This window comes from Actinomadura rudentiformis (assembly GCF_008923185.1).
GTDB classification, from domain to species: Bacteria; Actinomycetota; Actinomycetes; order Streptosporangiales; family Streptosporangiaceae; genus Spirillospora; species Spirillospora rudentiformis.
In genome coordinates this window covers 138,118-152,892 of sequence record NZ_WBMT01000006.1, presented here as the reverse complement: position 1 = coordinate 152,892, position 14,775 = coordinate 138,118, and the positions used below count along the sequence as shown (strand labels likewise).

Sequence of the window (14,775 nt, the reverse complement as noted above, 5' to 3'; positions counted from 1 at the left end):
GCTCAGTGCCCCATTCCCAGGCCGCCGTCGACGGGGATCACGGCCCCGGTGATGTAGGCGGCGTCCTCGCTGGCCAGGAACCGCACGGTCTTGGCGATCTCCACCGGATCGGCCACCCGGCCGAGCGGGATCACGCTCTTGATCGCCTTGTGCTGGTCCTCGCTCAGTACCGCGGTCATGTCGGTGTCGACGAAGCCGGGGGCGACGACGTTGACGGTGATGTTGCGGGAGCCGAGCTCCCGGGCCAGCGACCGGGCGAAGCCCACCATGCCCGCCTTGGAGGCGGCGTAGTTGGCCTGGCCGGCCGAGCCGAGCAGCCCGACGACGGAGGAGACGAGGATGATCCTGCCGTTGCGCTTGCGCATCATGCCCTTGACGCCGCGCTTGGCGACCCGGAACGCGCCGGTCAGGTTGGTGTCCAGCACGGAGGTGAAGGCCTCCTCGCTCATGATCGCCAGGAGCGTGTCCTTGGTGATCCCGGCGTTCGCCACCACGACCTCGACCGGACCCTGCTCCGCCTCGACCTTGGCGAACGCCGCGTCCACGTCCTCCATGCTCGTCACGTCGCACTTGACGCCGAACAGGCCCTCGGGCGGCTCCCCGGACCGGTAGGTGACCGCGACCGCGTCACCGCCGGCGGCGAGCTCGCGGGCGATCGCGAGGCCGATGCCCCGGTTACCGCCGGTCACGAGGACAGAGCGACTCATGTCGTACCTCTCGTTAGCTGCGTCACAACGCAAGTGAGCGTATCGGGAGAGGCCTCGCGAGGAGATGTGGCTTCCCGACAAGATCCGGTCTCCCGGCTTTGTTCAGGCCGTCCGCCCGGACCCGCGCGACATGTTTTTGACGCGATAGGTTCTCCAGGGTGCATGACATCGATCCCGAATTCGCGGCGCTGCCGCTGCGCGCGCTCGCCGACGCGGCCCTGAGCCGGGCCCGGGAGCTGGGCGCCGAGCACGCCGACTTCCGGCTGGAACGCATCCGAAGCCAGACCCTGCGGCTCCACGACGCCGCGCTCGAGACCGCGCTCGACGCCGACGACGTCGGCCTGTCGGTACGCGTGGTCAAGGACGGCACCTGGGGCTTCGCCGCAGGCATCGACCTCACCCCCGAGGGCGCCGCCCGGGTGGCCTCCCAGGCCGTCGAGGTGGCCGCGGTGGCCCAGCCGGTCAACCGCGAGCCGATCGAGCTGGCCGCCGAGCCCGTCCACGGGGAACGGACCTGGATCTCCTCCTACGAGATCGACCCGTTCGAGGTGCCGACCGGCGACAAGGTCGCGCTGCTGACCGACTGGACCCGCAGGTTGCTGGCCAGCGACCACGTGGACCATGTGGACGTCTCGTTGCTCCAGGTCAAGGAGAACAAGTTCTTCGCCGACCTGAGGGGCACGGTCACCACCCAGCAGCGGGTGCGGCTGCATCCGGCCGTCACGGCCGTGGGCATCGCCGACGGCACGTTCGACACCATGCGCACGCTCGCCCCGCCGGTCGGGCGCGGCTGGGAGTGGCTGAACGGACCGCACTGGGACTGGGACGGCGAGCTGGCCGCGATCCCCGAGCTGCTCGCCGAGAAGCTGGCGGCGCCGTCGGTGAAGGCGGGCGCCTACGACGTGGTCATCGACCCGTCGAACCTCTGGCTGACCATCCACGAGTCGATCGGTCACGCCACCGAGCTCGACCGGGCACTGGGCTACGAGGCCGCCTACGCGGGCACCTCGTTCGCCACGCCCGACAAGCTCGGGAAGCTCCAGTACGGCTCGGCCGTCATGAACGTGACCGGCGACCGGACAGCCGAACACGGACTGGCCACGATCGGCTACGACGACGAGGGCGTCGAGGGGCAGTCGTTCGACATCGTCACCGGCGGGCTGTTCACCGGCTACCAGCTCGACCGGCGCATCGCCCGCCTCACCGGCCAGGAGCGCTCGAACGGCTGCGCGTTCGCCGACGCCGCCTCCAGCATGCCCCTGCAGCGGATGGCGAACGTGTCGCTGCAGCCGGCGCTGGACGGGCCGAGCACCGACGAGCTCATCTCCGGCGTCGAGCGCGGCGTCTACATCGTCGGCGACAAGAGCTGGTCGATCGACATGCAGCGCTACAACTTCCAGTTCACCGGCCAGCGCTTCTACAAGATCGAGAACGGCCGACTGGCGGGCCAGCTGCGCGACGTGGCCTACCAGGCCACCACCACCGACTTCTGGAACTCGATGGAGGCCGTCGGCGGGCCCCAGACCTACGTGCTGGGCGGCGCGTTCAACTGCGGCAAGGGCCAGCCCGGCCAGGTCGCCCCGGTCAGCCACGGCTGCCCGTCGGCCCTGTTCCGCGGTGTCAACATCCTCAACGCCCTGAAGGAGGCCGGCCAGTGAGCGTCATCAGGCCGCAGGAGGCCGTCGAACGGGCGCTGGCGCTGTCCCGCACCGACGACTGCATCGTCATCGCCGACGAGTCCAGCACCGCCAACCTGCGCTGGGCCGGCAACACCCTGACCACCAACGGCGTCACCCGCTCCAACCGGCTGACGGTCATCGCGTTGCGCGCCACCGAGGGCGGGATCGCCACGGGCGTGGTCTCGCGCGCGGCGGTCGGCGCCGACGCCATCGAGGACCTCGTCCGGGCCGCCGAGAAGGTGGCCGAGGGCAACGAGCCCGCCGAGGACGCCGCGCCGCTCATCACCCGGAGCGCGGCGGGCGGCGGCTGGGACGACGAGCCGACCGAGACCGGCATCGGCGTCTTCGCCGGCTTCGCGCCCGCGCTCGGCGAGGCGTTCGCCGCCGCCGAGAGCGCGGACCGCAAGCTGTACGGGTTCGCCAACCACATGCTCACCTCCTCGTTCCTCGGCACGTCGGCCGGGCTGCGACTGCGCCACGACCAGCCGACCGGGCTGCTGGAGGTCAACGCCAAGGGCGGCGGCAGCTCGGCCTGGGCGGGGGTCGGCACGCGCGACTTCACCGACGTGGACGTGCCGCGGCTGACCGGCGACCTGGCGCGCCGCCTCGACTGGGGGCGGCGGCGCGTGGAGCTGCCGGCCGGGCGGTACGAGACCATCCTGCCGCCGAGCGCGGTGGCCGACCTGATGATCTACCTCTACTGGTCGGCGGGCGCCCAGGACGCGCACGACGGCCGGACGGTCTTCAGCGCGCCGGGCGGCGGCACCCGCGTCGGCGACAAGCTGGCGAGCCTGCCGGTCCGGCTGTGGAGCGACCCGCGTGCCGCCGGGATGGAGAGCGCCCCGTTCGTCGTCGCGCACGCCTCCAGCCGGGAGTCGTCGGTGTTCGACAACGGACTGGAGCTGACCGCCACCGACTGGATCGCCGACGGCACGCTCAAGGCGCTCACGCAGACGCGCCGGTCGGCCGAGGTGACCGGCCTGCCGGTGACGCCGGGCATCGACAACCTGATGCTCGCCGGGCCCGAGAGCTCCTCGGCGTCGCTGGAGGACATGGTCGCGCGCACCGAGCGCGGCCTGCTGCTGACCTGCCTCTGGTACATCCGCGAGGTGGATCCCCAGAGGCTGCTGCTCACGGGCCTCACCCGGGACGGCGTCTACCTCGTCGAGAACGGCGAGGTCGTCGGCGAGGTCAACAACTTCCGGTTCAACGAGAGCCCGGTGGACCTGCTGTCCCGGCTGACCGAGGTCGGCGCCACGGAGCCGACGCTCCCCCGCGAATGGTCGGACTACTTCACGCGCGCCGCCATGGCGCCTGTCCGCGTGCCCGACTTCAACATGTCGACGGTCTCCCAGGCGTCCTGAGCGACAGGGCGTCCTGAGCGGAACGGAACGTCCGGCCGGGTCTCTCCCTCACCGGAGCCCCGGCCGGACGTGTCCGCCGCGTTCTAGGCGTCTTCCAGGCGGAAACCGACCTTCATGCCGACCTGGAAATGGGCCACCTCCCCGTCCACGATCTGGCCGCGGACCTCGGTCACTTCGAACCAGTCCAGATGGCGCAGCGTCTGTGAGGCTCGCCTGATCCCGTTGCGGACCGCGGCCTCGACGGAGTCCGGTGACGTGCCGACGATCTCGGTCACCCGGTACGTGCGATCGGTCATGTGCCCTCCTGGTGTCGCCTGTCAGCCCCCGTGGGCTTACCGTGGAATCGTGAAGGTCATTCCCCGCCGGCAGGCCGAGGTCTACACGGTCACCAACGCGCCGCGCCCGATGTCGGAGGACATCGGATACCGCCAGCGCCGCTACCTCATTTCCATGGGAATCCGCACGGGCTGCTTCGTGGGGTCGGTCATCGCGGCGATGGCCGGTGCCCCGCTGTGGGTCGTGGGACTCATGGTGATCGGCGCGCTGTTCCTCCCCTACATCAGCGTGATCTTCGCCAACGGCGGCCGCGAGCCCACGGAGACGGCACGATATTCCGATCCGGAGAGCCCGCACCACAAGCAGATTTCCGGACAACGACCAGAAATCGGGTCGTGACTTTCTCTTGACTAACAGCAGGGGGTTTCGGTGTACGATTTGTACCGGCGCTCTGGTCCCCCGTCGGAGCGCCCGTGCCGGTGTTCCGGGCCCCCGTCGGAACACCGATGATGCGACGCCGGGTGGATTGCCCCCGTATCCACCCGGCGTCGCTTTCATTTTCCCTGACCTTCAATCTGGCCTCTGACCAGGCATGATTGCCGTCCGGTAGGCGGAATCCGGCCCGCCGACGACGGGCGCCTTGGTCCCTCTGACGCCAGCTGTGCGAGCTCCCCTCCGTGGTCCATCTCCGGCTTCTCCTGCCCCCTGAGGCCCTCTGACCGCCGCTGAGCCGTCGTACAGGCACATTGCCGTGATGACTGACCGCAGAGCTTGGCTTTGACTCTGACAGACCCTCCCGAGACCCCGGCATGACTCGCGGACCAGGCTTTCCATCCGCGGATCACTGGGCGGCGCCACGGGACCCGCATTTTCGCACCTTCATGGCAAGTCCCCGGCGCTGGCCTGGTCCGGCCACGGACCGAAATCCACCTCTTCTGGGGCCGATCCGGTGGTTCACGTCATTTGCCACATACCGCTTGACGGCTGCGGGGGGTGAGGCGAACATCACACGCACGCATCCCTGAGACAGATTGTTGATCTGTCTCACCGTCGGCATTGGCGGCTGTCATGCCGGCCTGAATCGGAGAAGGGGTCATGAGCGAACGCGGTGATGTGCCCGAATGGTTGCCCAGGGACTCCCCACGGCAGGCGAGAGGGCCGGCTCTCCAGCCGCCCCCGCCGTCCTGGCGTCCACAGGATTCCCCAGCACCGGAGGCGACGAGATCACCGCGGCACGGGCGTGACAGCGGCGGCGGGAGCCACGCTCTCCCGCCAAGGCCCCGGCGGGGACGCGGCCTGCTGATCGGCCCGCTGGCAGGCGCGATCGGGCTCACGCTCCTGGCGGCCTTCGGGGTGTACGCGTTCGCCTCCGGCAGCGGATGCGGCGGGGATGACGCCGTCACGCTGAACGTGGCCGCGGAGCCCGGCGTCGCCCCGGCCGTCACCGCCGCCGCGGGCCGCCTCAACGACGCGAACGACACGGTCAGCGGGAGGTGCGTCCGGGCGGAGGTCACGGTCACCGAGCCGGTCGCGGTCGCCACGCTGCTGTCCGGCCGGGGCGTCGCCGGGGTCACCCGGCGCCCCGACGTCTGGATCCCCGACTCCTCGCTGTGGATCGGCCCGGCCCAGGCCGCGTCCAGGTCGACCGGGCAGACCCGGATCACCCCGCTGGGTTCGCTGGCCGCCAGCCCGCTCGTCGTGGCCGCGCCACGCACGCTCGCGGCGCAGCTCAAGGGCCAGGGCACTCAGCCATCGTGGGCCGACCTCCTCAAGGCCGCTTCCGGAAGCGCGGCGGCCCCAGGCAATGCCGCGATCCCGGCAGGGCTGGTGAAACTCCAGGTCCCTGATCCGAACCGCACGGGTCCGGGAATGGCCACCCTCCTGCTGGCCAACGCACTGCAGGCCCGCTCACCCAAGGGGACCGCCTCGTTCACCGGAGTCGCCCGGGCGGTCCGGGAGGGCGTGTCACCGTCGGTCAAGGCCGGATTCGCCTCGTTCCGCCGTGACCGGCAGGGCCGGTATCCGGTCGCCCTGGCGCCCGAGCAGGCCGTGCACGAGTACAACGTGCGCGGTCCCGGCGAGCCCGCGGTCGCGCTCTATCCGTCCGAGGGCACGCTCACGATGGACCACCCGGTTCTCGTCCTCGGCCAGGACGGCGTGCGGGAGCGGGCGAGCCGCCTGCTCACCTCGGCGCTCACCGCCAGGCCCACGCAAGACGATCTCCGTGAACGCGGATTCCGCACGCCCGGCGGCGTGGCCCCCGGCTCGTTCAGCGAGAAGACCGGCCTCGATCCACGTCCGCCCCGCGTGCTCCCGCCGCCGGCGCCCACCGAGGTGCAGAGGACCATGCAGGCCTGGGCCCGGCTGTCGCTCAGCATCCGCATGCTGAGCATCATCGACGTCTCCGGCTCGATGGAGGACGAGGTCGCACCCGGCATCACCCGCCTGCAGTCGACCGTGCGGACTGCGCAGCAGGGACTGGCGCTGCTGCCAGACGACACCGAACTCGGCCAATGGGTGTTCTCCACGGACCTGCAGAACGGCCAGGACTGGCGCGAGCTGGTCGGCGTGGGCCCGCTCGGCGAACGGCTCGGCTCGGCCACCCGCCGCCAGCTCATCCTGAGCGCGTTCGCCCAGATACGCCCCAAGGAGAACGGCGACACCGGTCTGTACGACACGATCCTTGCGGCGTACCGGACGATGAAGCGGTCCTACAAACCCGAGTTCGTCAACTCGGTGCTGCTCTGGACCGACGGCAAGAACGACGACCCGGGCGGCCCGTCGCTGCGGGCGACCCTGGACGCGCTGCGCCGGGAGGTCGATCCGGAGAGGCCGGTCCTGGTGTTCATGTACGGGTACGGCAAGGGTGTGGACGCGGGCGCGCTCCGGCAGATCGCCGAGGCGACCCGGGGCGACGTCCTCATCGCCGATACGCCCGACGAGGTCCAGCAGAAGTTCCTCCAGGCCGTCGCGCGGAGGGTCTGCGCCCCGGACTGCTGAGCACCCGGCCACTCAGCACGGTCAGCGGTTCTTCATCGGCGGAGTTCTTCATCGGCGGAGTTGAAACTAGAATCAGATTCGAGGAAACTTAGCGTTCCGCTAGATCGCCGATGACGTGGATGAAAGGGGCGCGCCATGCGCCGTACGGTGTTCAACGAGGACCATGAGGCGTTCCGGGAGACCATCCGGGACTTCATCGAGGCCGAGGTCGTGCCCGTCTTCCCCGAGTGGGAGGAGGCCGGCCACCCGCCCCGGGAGTTCTACAACAAGCTGGGCGAGCTGGGCGTCTTCGGCATCACTGTGCCCGAGGAGTACGGCGGCGCGGGCGAGACCAGCTTCAAGTACGCCGCCGTCATCTCCGAGGAGTGCGCTCGCCAGGGCGTGAACTTCGGCGCCACCACCGTGCACGTCAACCTCGTCCTGCCGTACCTGCTCGCGTACGGCACCGAGGAGCAGAAGAAGCGCTGGCTGCCCGGCTTCGTCTCCGGCGACATGATGACCGCGATCGCGATGACCGAGCCCGGCACCGGCTCCGACCTCGCGGGCATGCAGACCACCGCCAAGCGCGACGGCGACCACTACATCCTCAACGGCGCGAAGACCTTCATCACCGGCGGCGTGCTCGCGGACATGTGCCTGGTCGTGGCGCGCACCTCCCCCGCCACCCCGGAGAACCGCCGCGCCGGCCTGTCGATCCTGTGCGTGGACACCAAGAGCGAGGGTTACTCGGTCGGCCGCAAGCTCGAGAAGATCGGCCTGCGCACCTCCGACACCGCCGAGCTGTCGTTCACCGACGTGCGGGTGCCGGTGGAGAACCTCCTCGGCGAGGAGGGCCGCGGTTTCGAGTACCTCGCGCACAACCTGGCCGAGGAGCGGCTGGCCATCGCGGTGCAGTCGTACGCGTCGGCGGCCGCCGCGGTCGAGTTCGCCATGGCCTACGTGAAGGACCGCACGGTGTTCGGCAAGTCCGTCGCCTCGTTCCAGAACACCAAGTTCGTGCTGGCCGAGTGCGACACCGAGGTGGAGGCGGCCCGTTCGCTGGTCGACCGCGCCATGGACGCGCACGACCTCGGCGAGCTCACCCCCGCCGACGCGGCCAAGACCAAGCTGTTCTGCACCGAGGTCCAGGCCCGGGTCGTCGACAAGTGCCTGCAGCTGCACGGCGGCTACGGCTACATCCTCGAGTACCCCATCGCCCGGCTCTACACCGACGCCCGCGTCAGCCGCATCTACGGCGGCACGAGCGAAGTGCTGAAGACCATCATCGCCAAGCAGCTCGGCGTCTGACGCCGGTCGCGAAGCCCTCAGGGAGGAACCGACATGACCGGGTCCAAGGTCGCCATCGTCACCGGAGCGGCGCGCGGGATCGGCGCCGCCACGGCGGTACGGCTCGCGCGGGAAGGCTTCGCCGTCGCCGTCTGCGATCTCGACGAGGCCGCCTGCGCGGGCACCCTCGAAGACATCGCGGCGGCCGGGGGGCGCGCCATCGCGGTGGGCGTGGACGTCGCGGACTCGACGCGCGTCGAGGCGGCGGTCGCCCGTGTCGCCGACGAGCTCGGTCCGCCGCTGGTGCTGGTGAACAACGCCGGGATCATCCGCGACAACATGTTGTTCAAGATGACCGACGACGACTGGGACTCGGTCATGTCCGTCCACCTGCGCGGCGCGTTCCTCATGAGCCGGGCGGTCCAGGCCCACATGACGAACGCGGGCTGGGGCCGCATCGTCAACCTGTCCTCGGTGTCGGCGCTCGGCAACCGCGGCCAGGCCAACTATTCGGCGGCCAAGGCCGGTCTGCAGGGGTTCACCAAGACCCTCGCGATCGAGCTCGGGAAGTTCGGGGTGACCGCCAACGCGATCGCCCCCGGCTTCATCGCCACCGAGATGACGGCCGCGACCGCGGCGCGGATGGGCGTGGACTTCGAGGAGTTCAAGCGCGCCGCGGCCGAGCAGATCCCGGTGCGCCGGGTCGGCGTTCCCGCGGACATCGCCGGCACGGTCGCGTTCCTGGTGAGCGACGACGCCTCGTTCGTGACCGGCCAGGTGATCTATGTGGCGGGCGGCCCGCGAGCGTGACCCGGCCCGCCCACGAACCGGCCCGCGAGCCGGGTGCCCCGCGCGGCCGGGAGGTGACCGAGGAGGCGCTGCGCGTCGCCGCGATCGGCCTGCTGCGCCGCGAGGGCATCCTGGCGGGTCTCAACCTGCGTGAGGTCGCCGACAAGGCAGGTGTCAACCGCGGGCTGGTCTACCAGTACTTCGGCTCGCGCCGCGGGCTGCTGCGGTCGGCGCTGTTCCACCGCGCCAAGGCCAACGCCGACGACGCCGGGGAGGCCGCCAGGCTGCCGCTGCGCGAACGGCTGTCGAGGCTCTTCTGGACCAACCTGCGCCGTCCCGAGCCGATCGTGCTCACCACGCTGCTGGTGCTGGACGGCGACGACCGGGCCCGCGTCCTGCCCGACCGCGGGGAGAGCCGGGCCCGGCTGGCCGAGAGCGCCGCCCGCGGCGAGCTGGCGACCGGCGACGTCGAAGCGGTCCAGGCCGCGCTGGCCTCGACGATCTACGGCTACACGCTCTTCCGCGAGCAGCTCGCCCGAGAGATCGGCCTGCCGGTCGACGAGCTCGACGCCCGCGTGGACCGGTGCGTGCAGGCCCTGTTCACCACCAAGGAGTTCACCACTAAGGGGTTCACCGCTAAGGACTGATCGCCAGGAAGAGGAACGAGGCGAAGATGCCGAGGTGCACTCCCGCCTGGAGCAGCGTGGCGCGGCCCGGGACGACGGTCAGCGTCGACACGACGACGGTCAGGGCCAGCAGCACCATGTGCGTGGCGCCGAGCCCGAGCTCCAGCGGGCCGCTCAGCCAGATCGAGGCGACCGCGATGGACGGGATGGTGAGCCCGATGCTGGCCATCGAGGAGCCCAGCGCCAGGTTGAGGCTGGTCTGCACGCGGTCACGGCGGGCGGCCCGTACGGCGGCGAGCGTCTCGGGCAGCAGCACCAGCAGGGCGATGACGACGCCGACGACGGCGTGCGGGAGCCCGGCGTCGGCGACGCCGCGCTCGATGACCGGGGACTCCACCTTGGCCAGCCCGACCACGGTCACCAGCGCCAGCAGGAGCAGGGACAGGCTGACGACGGTCTCGCGGTTGGACGGCGCCGCCGCGTGTTCCTCGGCGCCGGCGGGGTGGAGGACGTCGCCCGCCTTGTCGACCGGCAGGAAGTAGTCGCGGTGCCGGACCGTCTGCGACAGCACGAACAGGCCGTAGAGCGCGAGTGAGGCGACGGCCGCGAACGCCAGCTGGCCGGGCGAGAAGACCGGCCCGCCCGCGCTGGTGGTGAAGGTCGGCAAGACCAGGCACACCGTGGCCAGCGTGGCGACGGTGGCGAGCGCGCCGCCGGTGCCCTCCGCGTTGAAGACCGCCACCCGGTGCCGCAGGGTCGCCACCAGCAAGGACAGCCCGACGATGCCGTTACAGGTGATCATCACCGCGGCGAACACGGTGTCGCGCGCCAGCGTGGCGGACTTGCCGTCCGCCGAGACCATGAGGCTGACGATGAGCGCCACCTCGATGACGGTGACGGCCACGGCGAGCACGAGGGAGCCGAAGGGCTCGCCCACCCGGTGGGCCACGACCTCGGCGTGGTGCACGGCCGCCAGGACCGAGCCCGCCAGCAGCAGCGCCACCACGGCCACCACCGGCCCGGGCAGGTCCCGGCCCCAGGTCGGCACCAGCGCCACCATCGCCAGCACCGGAACGATCACTTCCCAGCGCCGGGCGAGGGGGCGAGCGAAGCCGATCATGTACTCCTTGGTATCACAGCACGTCGAGTGCGGTGGCCAGCGCCCGCGGCGCCGCCACCAGTGACGGCCCGTACCAGGTGAGCAGGCGGCCGTCGACGAGGGCGCACGGAGTCCCGGGAAAACACTCCGGCCCGTCGTCCGCTGTGAACCGGTAGGGCTCGTCCGGCAGAACGACCAGGTCGGGCTTCGACGCCACGATCTCGTTCAGGGGGATCTTCGGGTACCGCTCCGGATGATCCGCGTGGACGTTGTCGACACCCAGGCGGGAGAGCACGTCCCCGGTGAACGTGTCGCGGCCCACGACCATCCAGGGTCGCCGCCAGATCGGAACGGCGGCTCGCACCCGCCGGGCGGGCGGCGGGAAGTCCCAGGCGCGGGCGGCGTCGTCCAGCCAGCCCGGGGCGTCCAGCCCGCAGGCCTCGGTGAGCATCCGGCGGAGCGACACCAGCGCCTCGTCAACGGTCCGGATCTCGGTCATCCAGACCCGGATGCCCGCCGCACGCAGGGCCTCGATGTCGACGGCGCGGTTCTCCTCGGTGTTGCCGAGGACGACGTCCGGCTTCAGCGCCACGATCCGTTCGATGTCGGGGTTCTTGGTGCCGCGGACCCGCTCCACGTCGAGACCGGCCGGGTGGGTGCACCAGTCCGTCGCCCCCACCAGCAGGCCGGGGGCCGTCTCGGCGACCGTCTCCGTCAGGGACGGCACGATCGAGACGACCCTGCTCACCCTCGTCACCGCCGGGCACCCGTCATACGTTCCGCCGGTACTGCCCGCCGACCTCGAAGAACGCGTCGGTGATCTGCTGGAGGCTGCAGACCCGCGCCGCGTCCAGCAGGACGGCGAACACGTTGTCGCCCGAGCGCGCCGCCTCCTTCAGCGCGGCGAGGGCGCTCTCGGCGTCGTCGCGGTGCCGCTGCTGGAAGCCTCGCACCCGGTCGAGCTGCGAGCGCTTCTCGTCCTCGGTGGCCCGGGCGAGCTCCAGCGGTTTGCCCGCCTCCTCGTCGCCGTTCGGGTTGCGGAAGGTGTTGACGCCGATGATGGGCAGCGCCCCGTCGTGCTTGCGCTGCTCGTACAACATCGACTCGTCCTGGATCCGGCCGCGCTGGTAGCCGGTCTCCATCGCGCCCAGCACTCCCCCGCGCTCGCTGATCCGGTCGAACTCGGTGAGCACCGCCTCCTCGACCAGGTCGGTCAGCTCGTCGATGATGAACGACCCCTGCAGCGGGTTCTCGTTCATCGCGAGGCCCCACTCGCGGTTGATGATGAGCTGGATGGCCAGCGCGCGGCGAACCGACTCGGCGGTGGGCGTGGTGACCGCCTCGTCGAAGGCGTTGGTGTGCAGGCTGTTGCAGTTGTCGTAGATGGCGATCAGGGCCTGCAGCGTGGTGCGGATGTCGTTGAAGTTCATCTCCTGCGCGTGCAGCGACCGCCCGGACGTCTGCACGTGGTACTTCAGCTTCTGGCTGCGCTCGTTGGCCCCGTACCGCTCCCGCATCGCCACGGCCCAGATGCGCCTGGCCACGCGGCCGAGCACGCTGTATTCGGGGTCCATGCCGTTGGAGAAGAAGAACGAGAGGTTGGGCGCGAAGTCGTCGATGTCCATGCCGCGGGCCAGGTAGGACTCGACGTAGGTGAACCCGTTGGCCAGCGTGAACGCGAGCTGGCTGATGGGGTTCGCCCCGGCCTCGGCGATGTGGTAGCCGGAGATCGAGACCGAGTAGAAGTTGCGGACCTTGTTGGCGATGAACCACTCCTGGATGTCGCCCATCATCCGCAGCGAGAACTCGGTGGAGAAGATGCAGGTGTTCTGCCCCTGGTCCTCCTTGAGGATGTCGGCCTGGACGGTGCCGCGCACGGTGGAGAGCACGCGCGCACGGATCTCGGCGGCCTCCTCGGCGGTGGGCTCCCGGCCCTTGTCCTCCCGGAAGGCGTCGAGGCCCTGGTCCATGGCGGTGTTGAGGAAGAACGCCAGGATCGTCGGCGCGGGGCCGTTGATCGTCATCGACACGGAGGTGGTGGGGCTCGCCAGGTCGAACCCGTCGTACAGCGCCTTCATGTCGTCGAGCGTCGCGATCGAGACGCCCGACGTGCCGACCTTGCCGTAGACGTCGGGCCGCTCGTCGGGGTCGCGGCCGTAGAGCGTTACCGAGTCGAACGCGGTGGACAGCCGGGTCGCGGGCTGCCCCTCCGACAGCAGCTTGAAGCGGCGGTTGGTGCGGAACGGGTCGCCCTCGCCCGCGAACATGCGCGCCGGGTCCTCGTTGTCGCGCTTGAACGGGAAGACGCCCGCGGTGAACGGGAAGCGGCCGGGCAGGTTCTCCGCGCGCAGGAAGCGCAGCAGCTCGCCGTGGTCGGTGTAGCGGGGCAGCGCGACGCGCGGGATGCGGCTGCCGGACAGCGACTCGCGGGTGAGCGCGGTGCGCAACTCCCGGTCGCGGATCTTCACGACCTGCTCGTCACCGGAGTAGGACTCGACGACGGCGGGCCAGCCCTCGACCAGGTCGGCGTTCTCCGGGGTCACATCCCGGCGTGCCGCCTCCAGCAGGCCGTCGACCTCGGCCGTCTCGGTCAGCTCGGCGCGGACCTCGGCCAGGCGCTGTACGCGCCGGACCGCCTCGATCTGCTTCTGCGTCTCGGCGTGGTAGCCCCGCACGGTCTCGGCGATGCCGGACAGGTAGCGCACGCGCGCGGGCGGGATGATCTGGGCCGCGCCGGTGGAGACCTTGGTCGTGGTCTCGGGCAGCACCCCCGGCTCGATGCCCAGCAGGCCGATCAGGTGCTGGTAGAGCGCGGTCACGCCGTCGTCGTTGAACGTGGCGGCACTCGTGCCGAAGACCGGCATGTCCTCGGGCTTGGCGCCGAACGCCTCGCGGTTGCGGATGAGCTGCCTGGACACGTCCCGCAGCGCGTCCGCCGCGCCCCGCCGCTCGAACTTGTTGATCGCCACCACGTCGGCGAAGTCGAGCATGTCGATCTTCTCGAGCTGGGAGGCGGCGCCGAACTCGGGCGTCATGACGTACAGCGAGACGTCGGCGAGCGAGACGATCGCCGCGTCGCCCTGGCCGATCCCGGGCGTCTCCAGGATCACCAGGTCGTAGCCGGCGGCCTTGCAGGCCTCGATCACCGACTCGATGTTGTCGGGCAGCTCGCGGGCGCCGCGGGTGGCCATCGAGCGGAAGAAGACGTGGTCCCCGTCAAGCGCGTTCATGCGGATGCGGTCGCCCAGCAGCGCGCCGCCGCCACGGCGGCGGGTCGGGTCGACCGCGAGCACCGCGACGCGCAGCTTGTCCTGCTGGTCCACGCGCAGCCGCCGCACCAGCTCGTCGGTGAGGGACGACTTGCCGGAACCGCCGGTGCCGGTGATGCCGAGCACCGGGATGCGCCGCCGCCCGGCCGCCTCGGCGATCGCCTGCCGGTCGGCCTCGGGCAGCCTGCCCGCCTGGAGGCAGGTGATGGCACGGGCGAGCGCGCGCCGGTCGCCCGCCAGCACCGCGTCGGAGGGGACCGGCTCTGCCGCAAGATCGACATCGCAGTCGCGGACCAGTTCGTTGATCATGCCGGGCAGGCCGAGCCGCTGGCCGTCCTCCGGCGAGAAGATCCGGACCCCGGCCGCCGCGAGCCGGGCGATCTCCTCGGCCACGATCACGCCGCCGCCCCCGCCGAAGATCTGGACCTGCCCCGCCCCGGCCTCGGCCAGGGACTTGGCCAGGTACTCGAAGTACTCGACGTGACCGCCCTGGTAGGAGCTGATCGCCACACCCTGGGCGTCCTCCTCCAGGACCGCGTCGACGACGGCCTGGACCGAGCGGTCATGCCCCAGATGCACCACCTCGGCGCCCTGGGACTGCAGGATGCGCCGCATGATGTTGATGGCCGCGTCGTGGCCGTCGAACAGCGCGGCCGCCGTCACGAACCGCACCGGATTCACCGGGACATGCATCAGAACC

Annotated in this window: 12 protein-coding genes; 7 read left to right on the top strand and 5 right to left on the bottom strand. The window is 70.8% G+C overall.

Translation table 11 applies throughout. The features are described 5' to 3' along the window. Positions 1-2: 2 nt before the first annotated feature. Complete coding sequence (locus tag F8566_RS14275) at positions 3-707, bottom strand: beta-ketoacyl-ACP reductase (protein WP_151560695.1); 705 nt, start codon at positions 705-707, stop codon at positions 3-5. A gap of 158 nt (positions 708-865) precedes the next feature. On the opposite strand from F8566_RS14275, the gene F8566_RS14270 reads away from it, so the two are divergent. Both F8566_RS14270 and F8566_RS14265 read left to right on the top strand, forming a co-directional pair. Next, positions 866-2,365 (top strand): TldD/PmbA family protein, encoded by a 1,500-nt coding sequence (locus F8566_RS14270; RefSeq protein WP_151560694.1) that lies wholly within the window; start codon positions 866-868, stop codon positions 2,363-2,365. Between the two features lie 5 nt (positions 2,366-2,370). Further along, entirely contained in the window at positions 2,371-3,750 is a 1,380-nt protein-coding gene (locus tag F8566_RS14265; protein WP_151560949.1) for a metallopeptidase TldD-related protein, read from the top strand. Between the two features lie 83 nt (positions 3,751-3,833). On the opposite strand, the gene F8566_RS14260 is transcribed toward F8566_RS14265, so the two are convergent. Next, on the bottom strand, positions 3,834-4,046 hold the full coding sequence (locus F8566_RS14260; protein WP_151560693.1) for a dodecin: 213 nt from the start codon (positions 4,044-4,046) through the stop codon (positions 3,834-3,836). A gap of 49 nt (positions 4,047-4,095) precedes the next feature. Here F8566_RS14260 and F8566_RS14255 point away from each other — a divergent pair, with 49 nt between their 5' ends. From F8566_RS14255 to F8566_RS14235, 5 genes are all read left to right on the top strand, one after another. Beyond that, positions 4,096-4,425, top strand: a complete 330-nt coding sequence (locus tag F8566_RS14255; protein ID WP_225993165.1) for a DUF3099 domain-containing protein — start codon at positions 4,096-4,098, stop codon at positions 4,423-4,425. Between the two features lie 696 nt (positions 4,426-5,121). Continuing rightward, positions 5,122-7,026 carry a substrate-binding domain-containing protein gene (locus tag F8566_RS14250; RefSeq protein ID WP_151560691.1) on the top strand — a complete coding sequence of 635 codons (1,905 nt, stop codon included), beginning with the start codon at positions 5,122-5,124 and terminating at the stop codon, positions 7,024-7,026. A gap of 135 nt (positions 7,027-7,161) precedes the next feature. Next, complete coding sequence (locus tag F8566_RS14245; RefSeq protein WP_151560690.1) at positions 7,162-8,313, top strand: acyl-CoA dehydrogenase family protein; 1,152 nt, start codon at positions 7,162-7,164, stop codon at positions 8,311-8,313. 33 nt (positions 8,314-8,346) lie between these two features. Next, a complete protein-coding gene (gene fabG / locus F8566_RS14240) occupies positions 8,347-9,102 on the top strand; it encodes a 3-oxoacyl-ACP reductase FabG (RefSeq protein ID WP_151560689.1) in 756 nt (251 codons plus the stop codon). Continuing rightward, entirely contained in the window at positions 9,099-9,728 is a 630-nt protein-coding gene (locus tag F8566_RS14235) for a TetR/AcrR family transcriptional regulator (RefSeq protein ID WP_151560688.1), read from the top strand. The genes fabG and F8566_RS14235 overlap by 4 nt, the downstream gene beginning before the upstream one ends. Here F8566_RS14235 and F8566_RS14230 read toward each other — a convergent pair. The 3 genes from F8566_RS14230 to icmF are packed head-to-tail and all read right to left on the bottom strand — an operon-like array spanning position 9,718 to position 14,768. Continuing rightward, positions 9,718-10,827: a calcium:proton antiporter gene (locus F8566_RS14230; RefSeq protein WP_151560687.1), complete on the bottom strand. Its 1,110-nt coding sequence runs from the start codon at positions 10,825-10,827 to the stop codon at positions 9,718-9,720. The genes F8566_RS14235 and F8566_RS14230 overlap by 11 nt on opposite strands. Positions 10,828-10,840: 13 nt before the next feature. Beyond that, entirely contained in the window at positions 10,841-11,554 is a 714-nt protein-coding gene (locus F8566_RS14225; protein ID WP_151560686.1) for a helical backbone metal receptor, read from the bottom strand. 22 nt (positions 11,555-11,576) lie between these two features. After that, positions 11,577-14,768, bottom strand: a complete 3,192-nt coding sequence (gene icmF, locus F8566_RS14220; protein WP_151560685.1) for a fused isobutyryl-CoA mutase/GTPase IcmF — start codon at positions 14,766-14,768, stop codon at positions 11,577-11,579. Between the last annotated feature and the right edge of the window lie 7 nt (positions 14,769-14,775).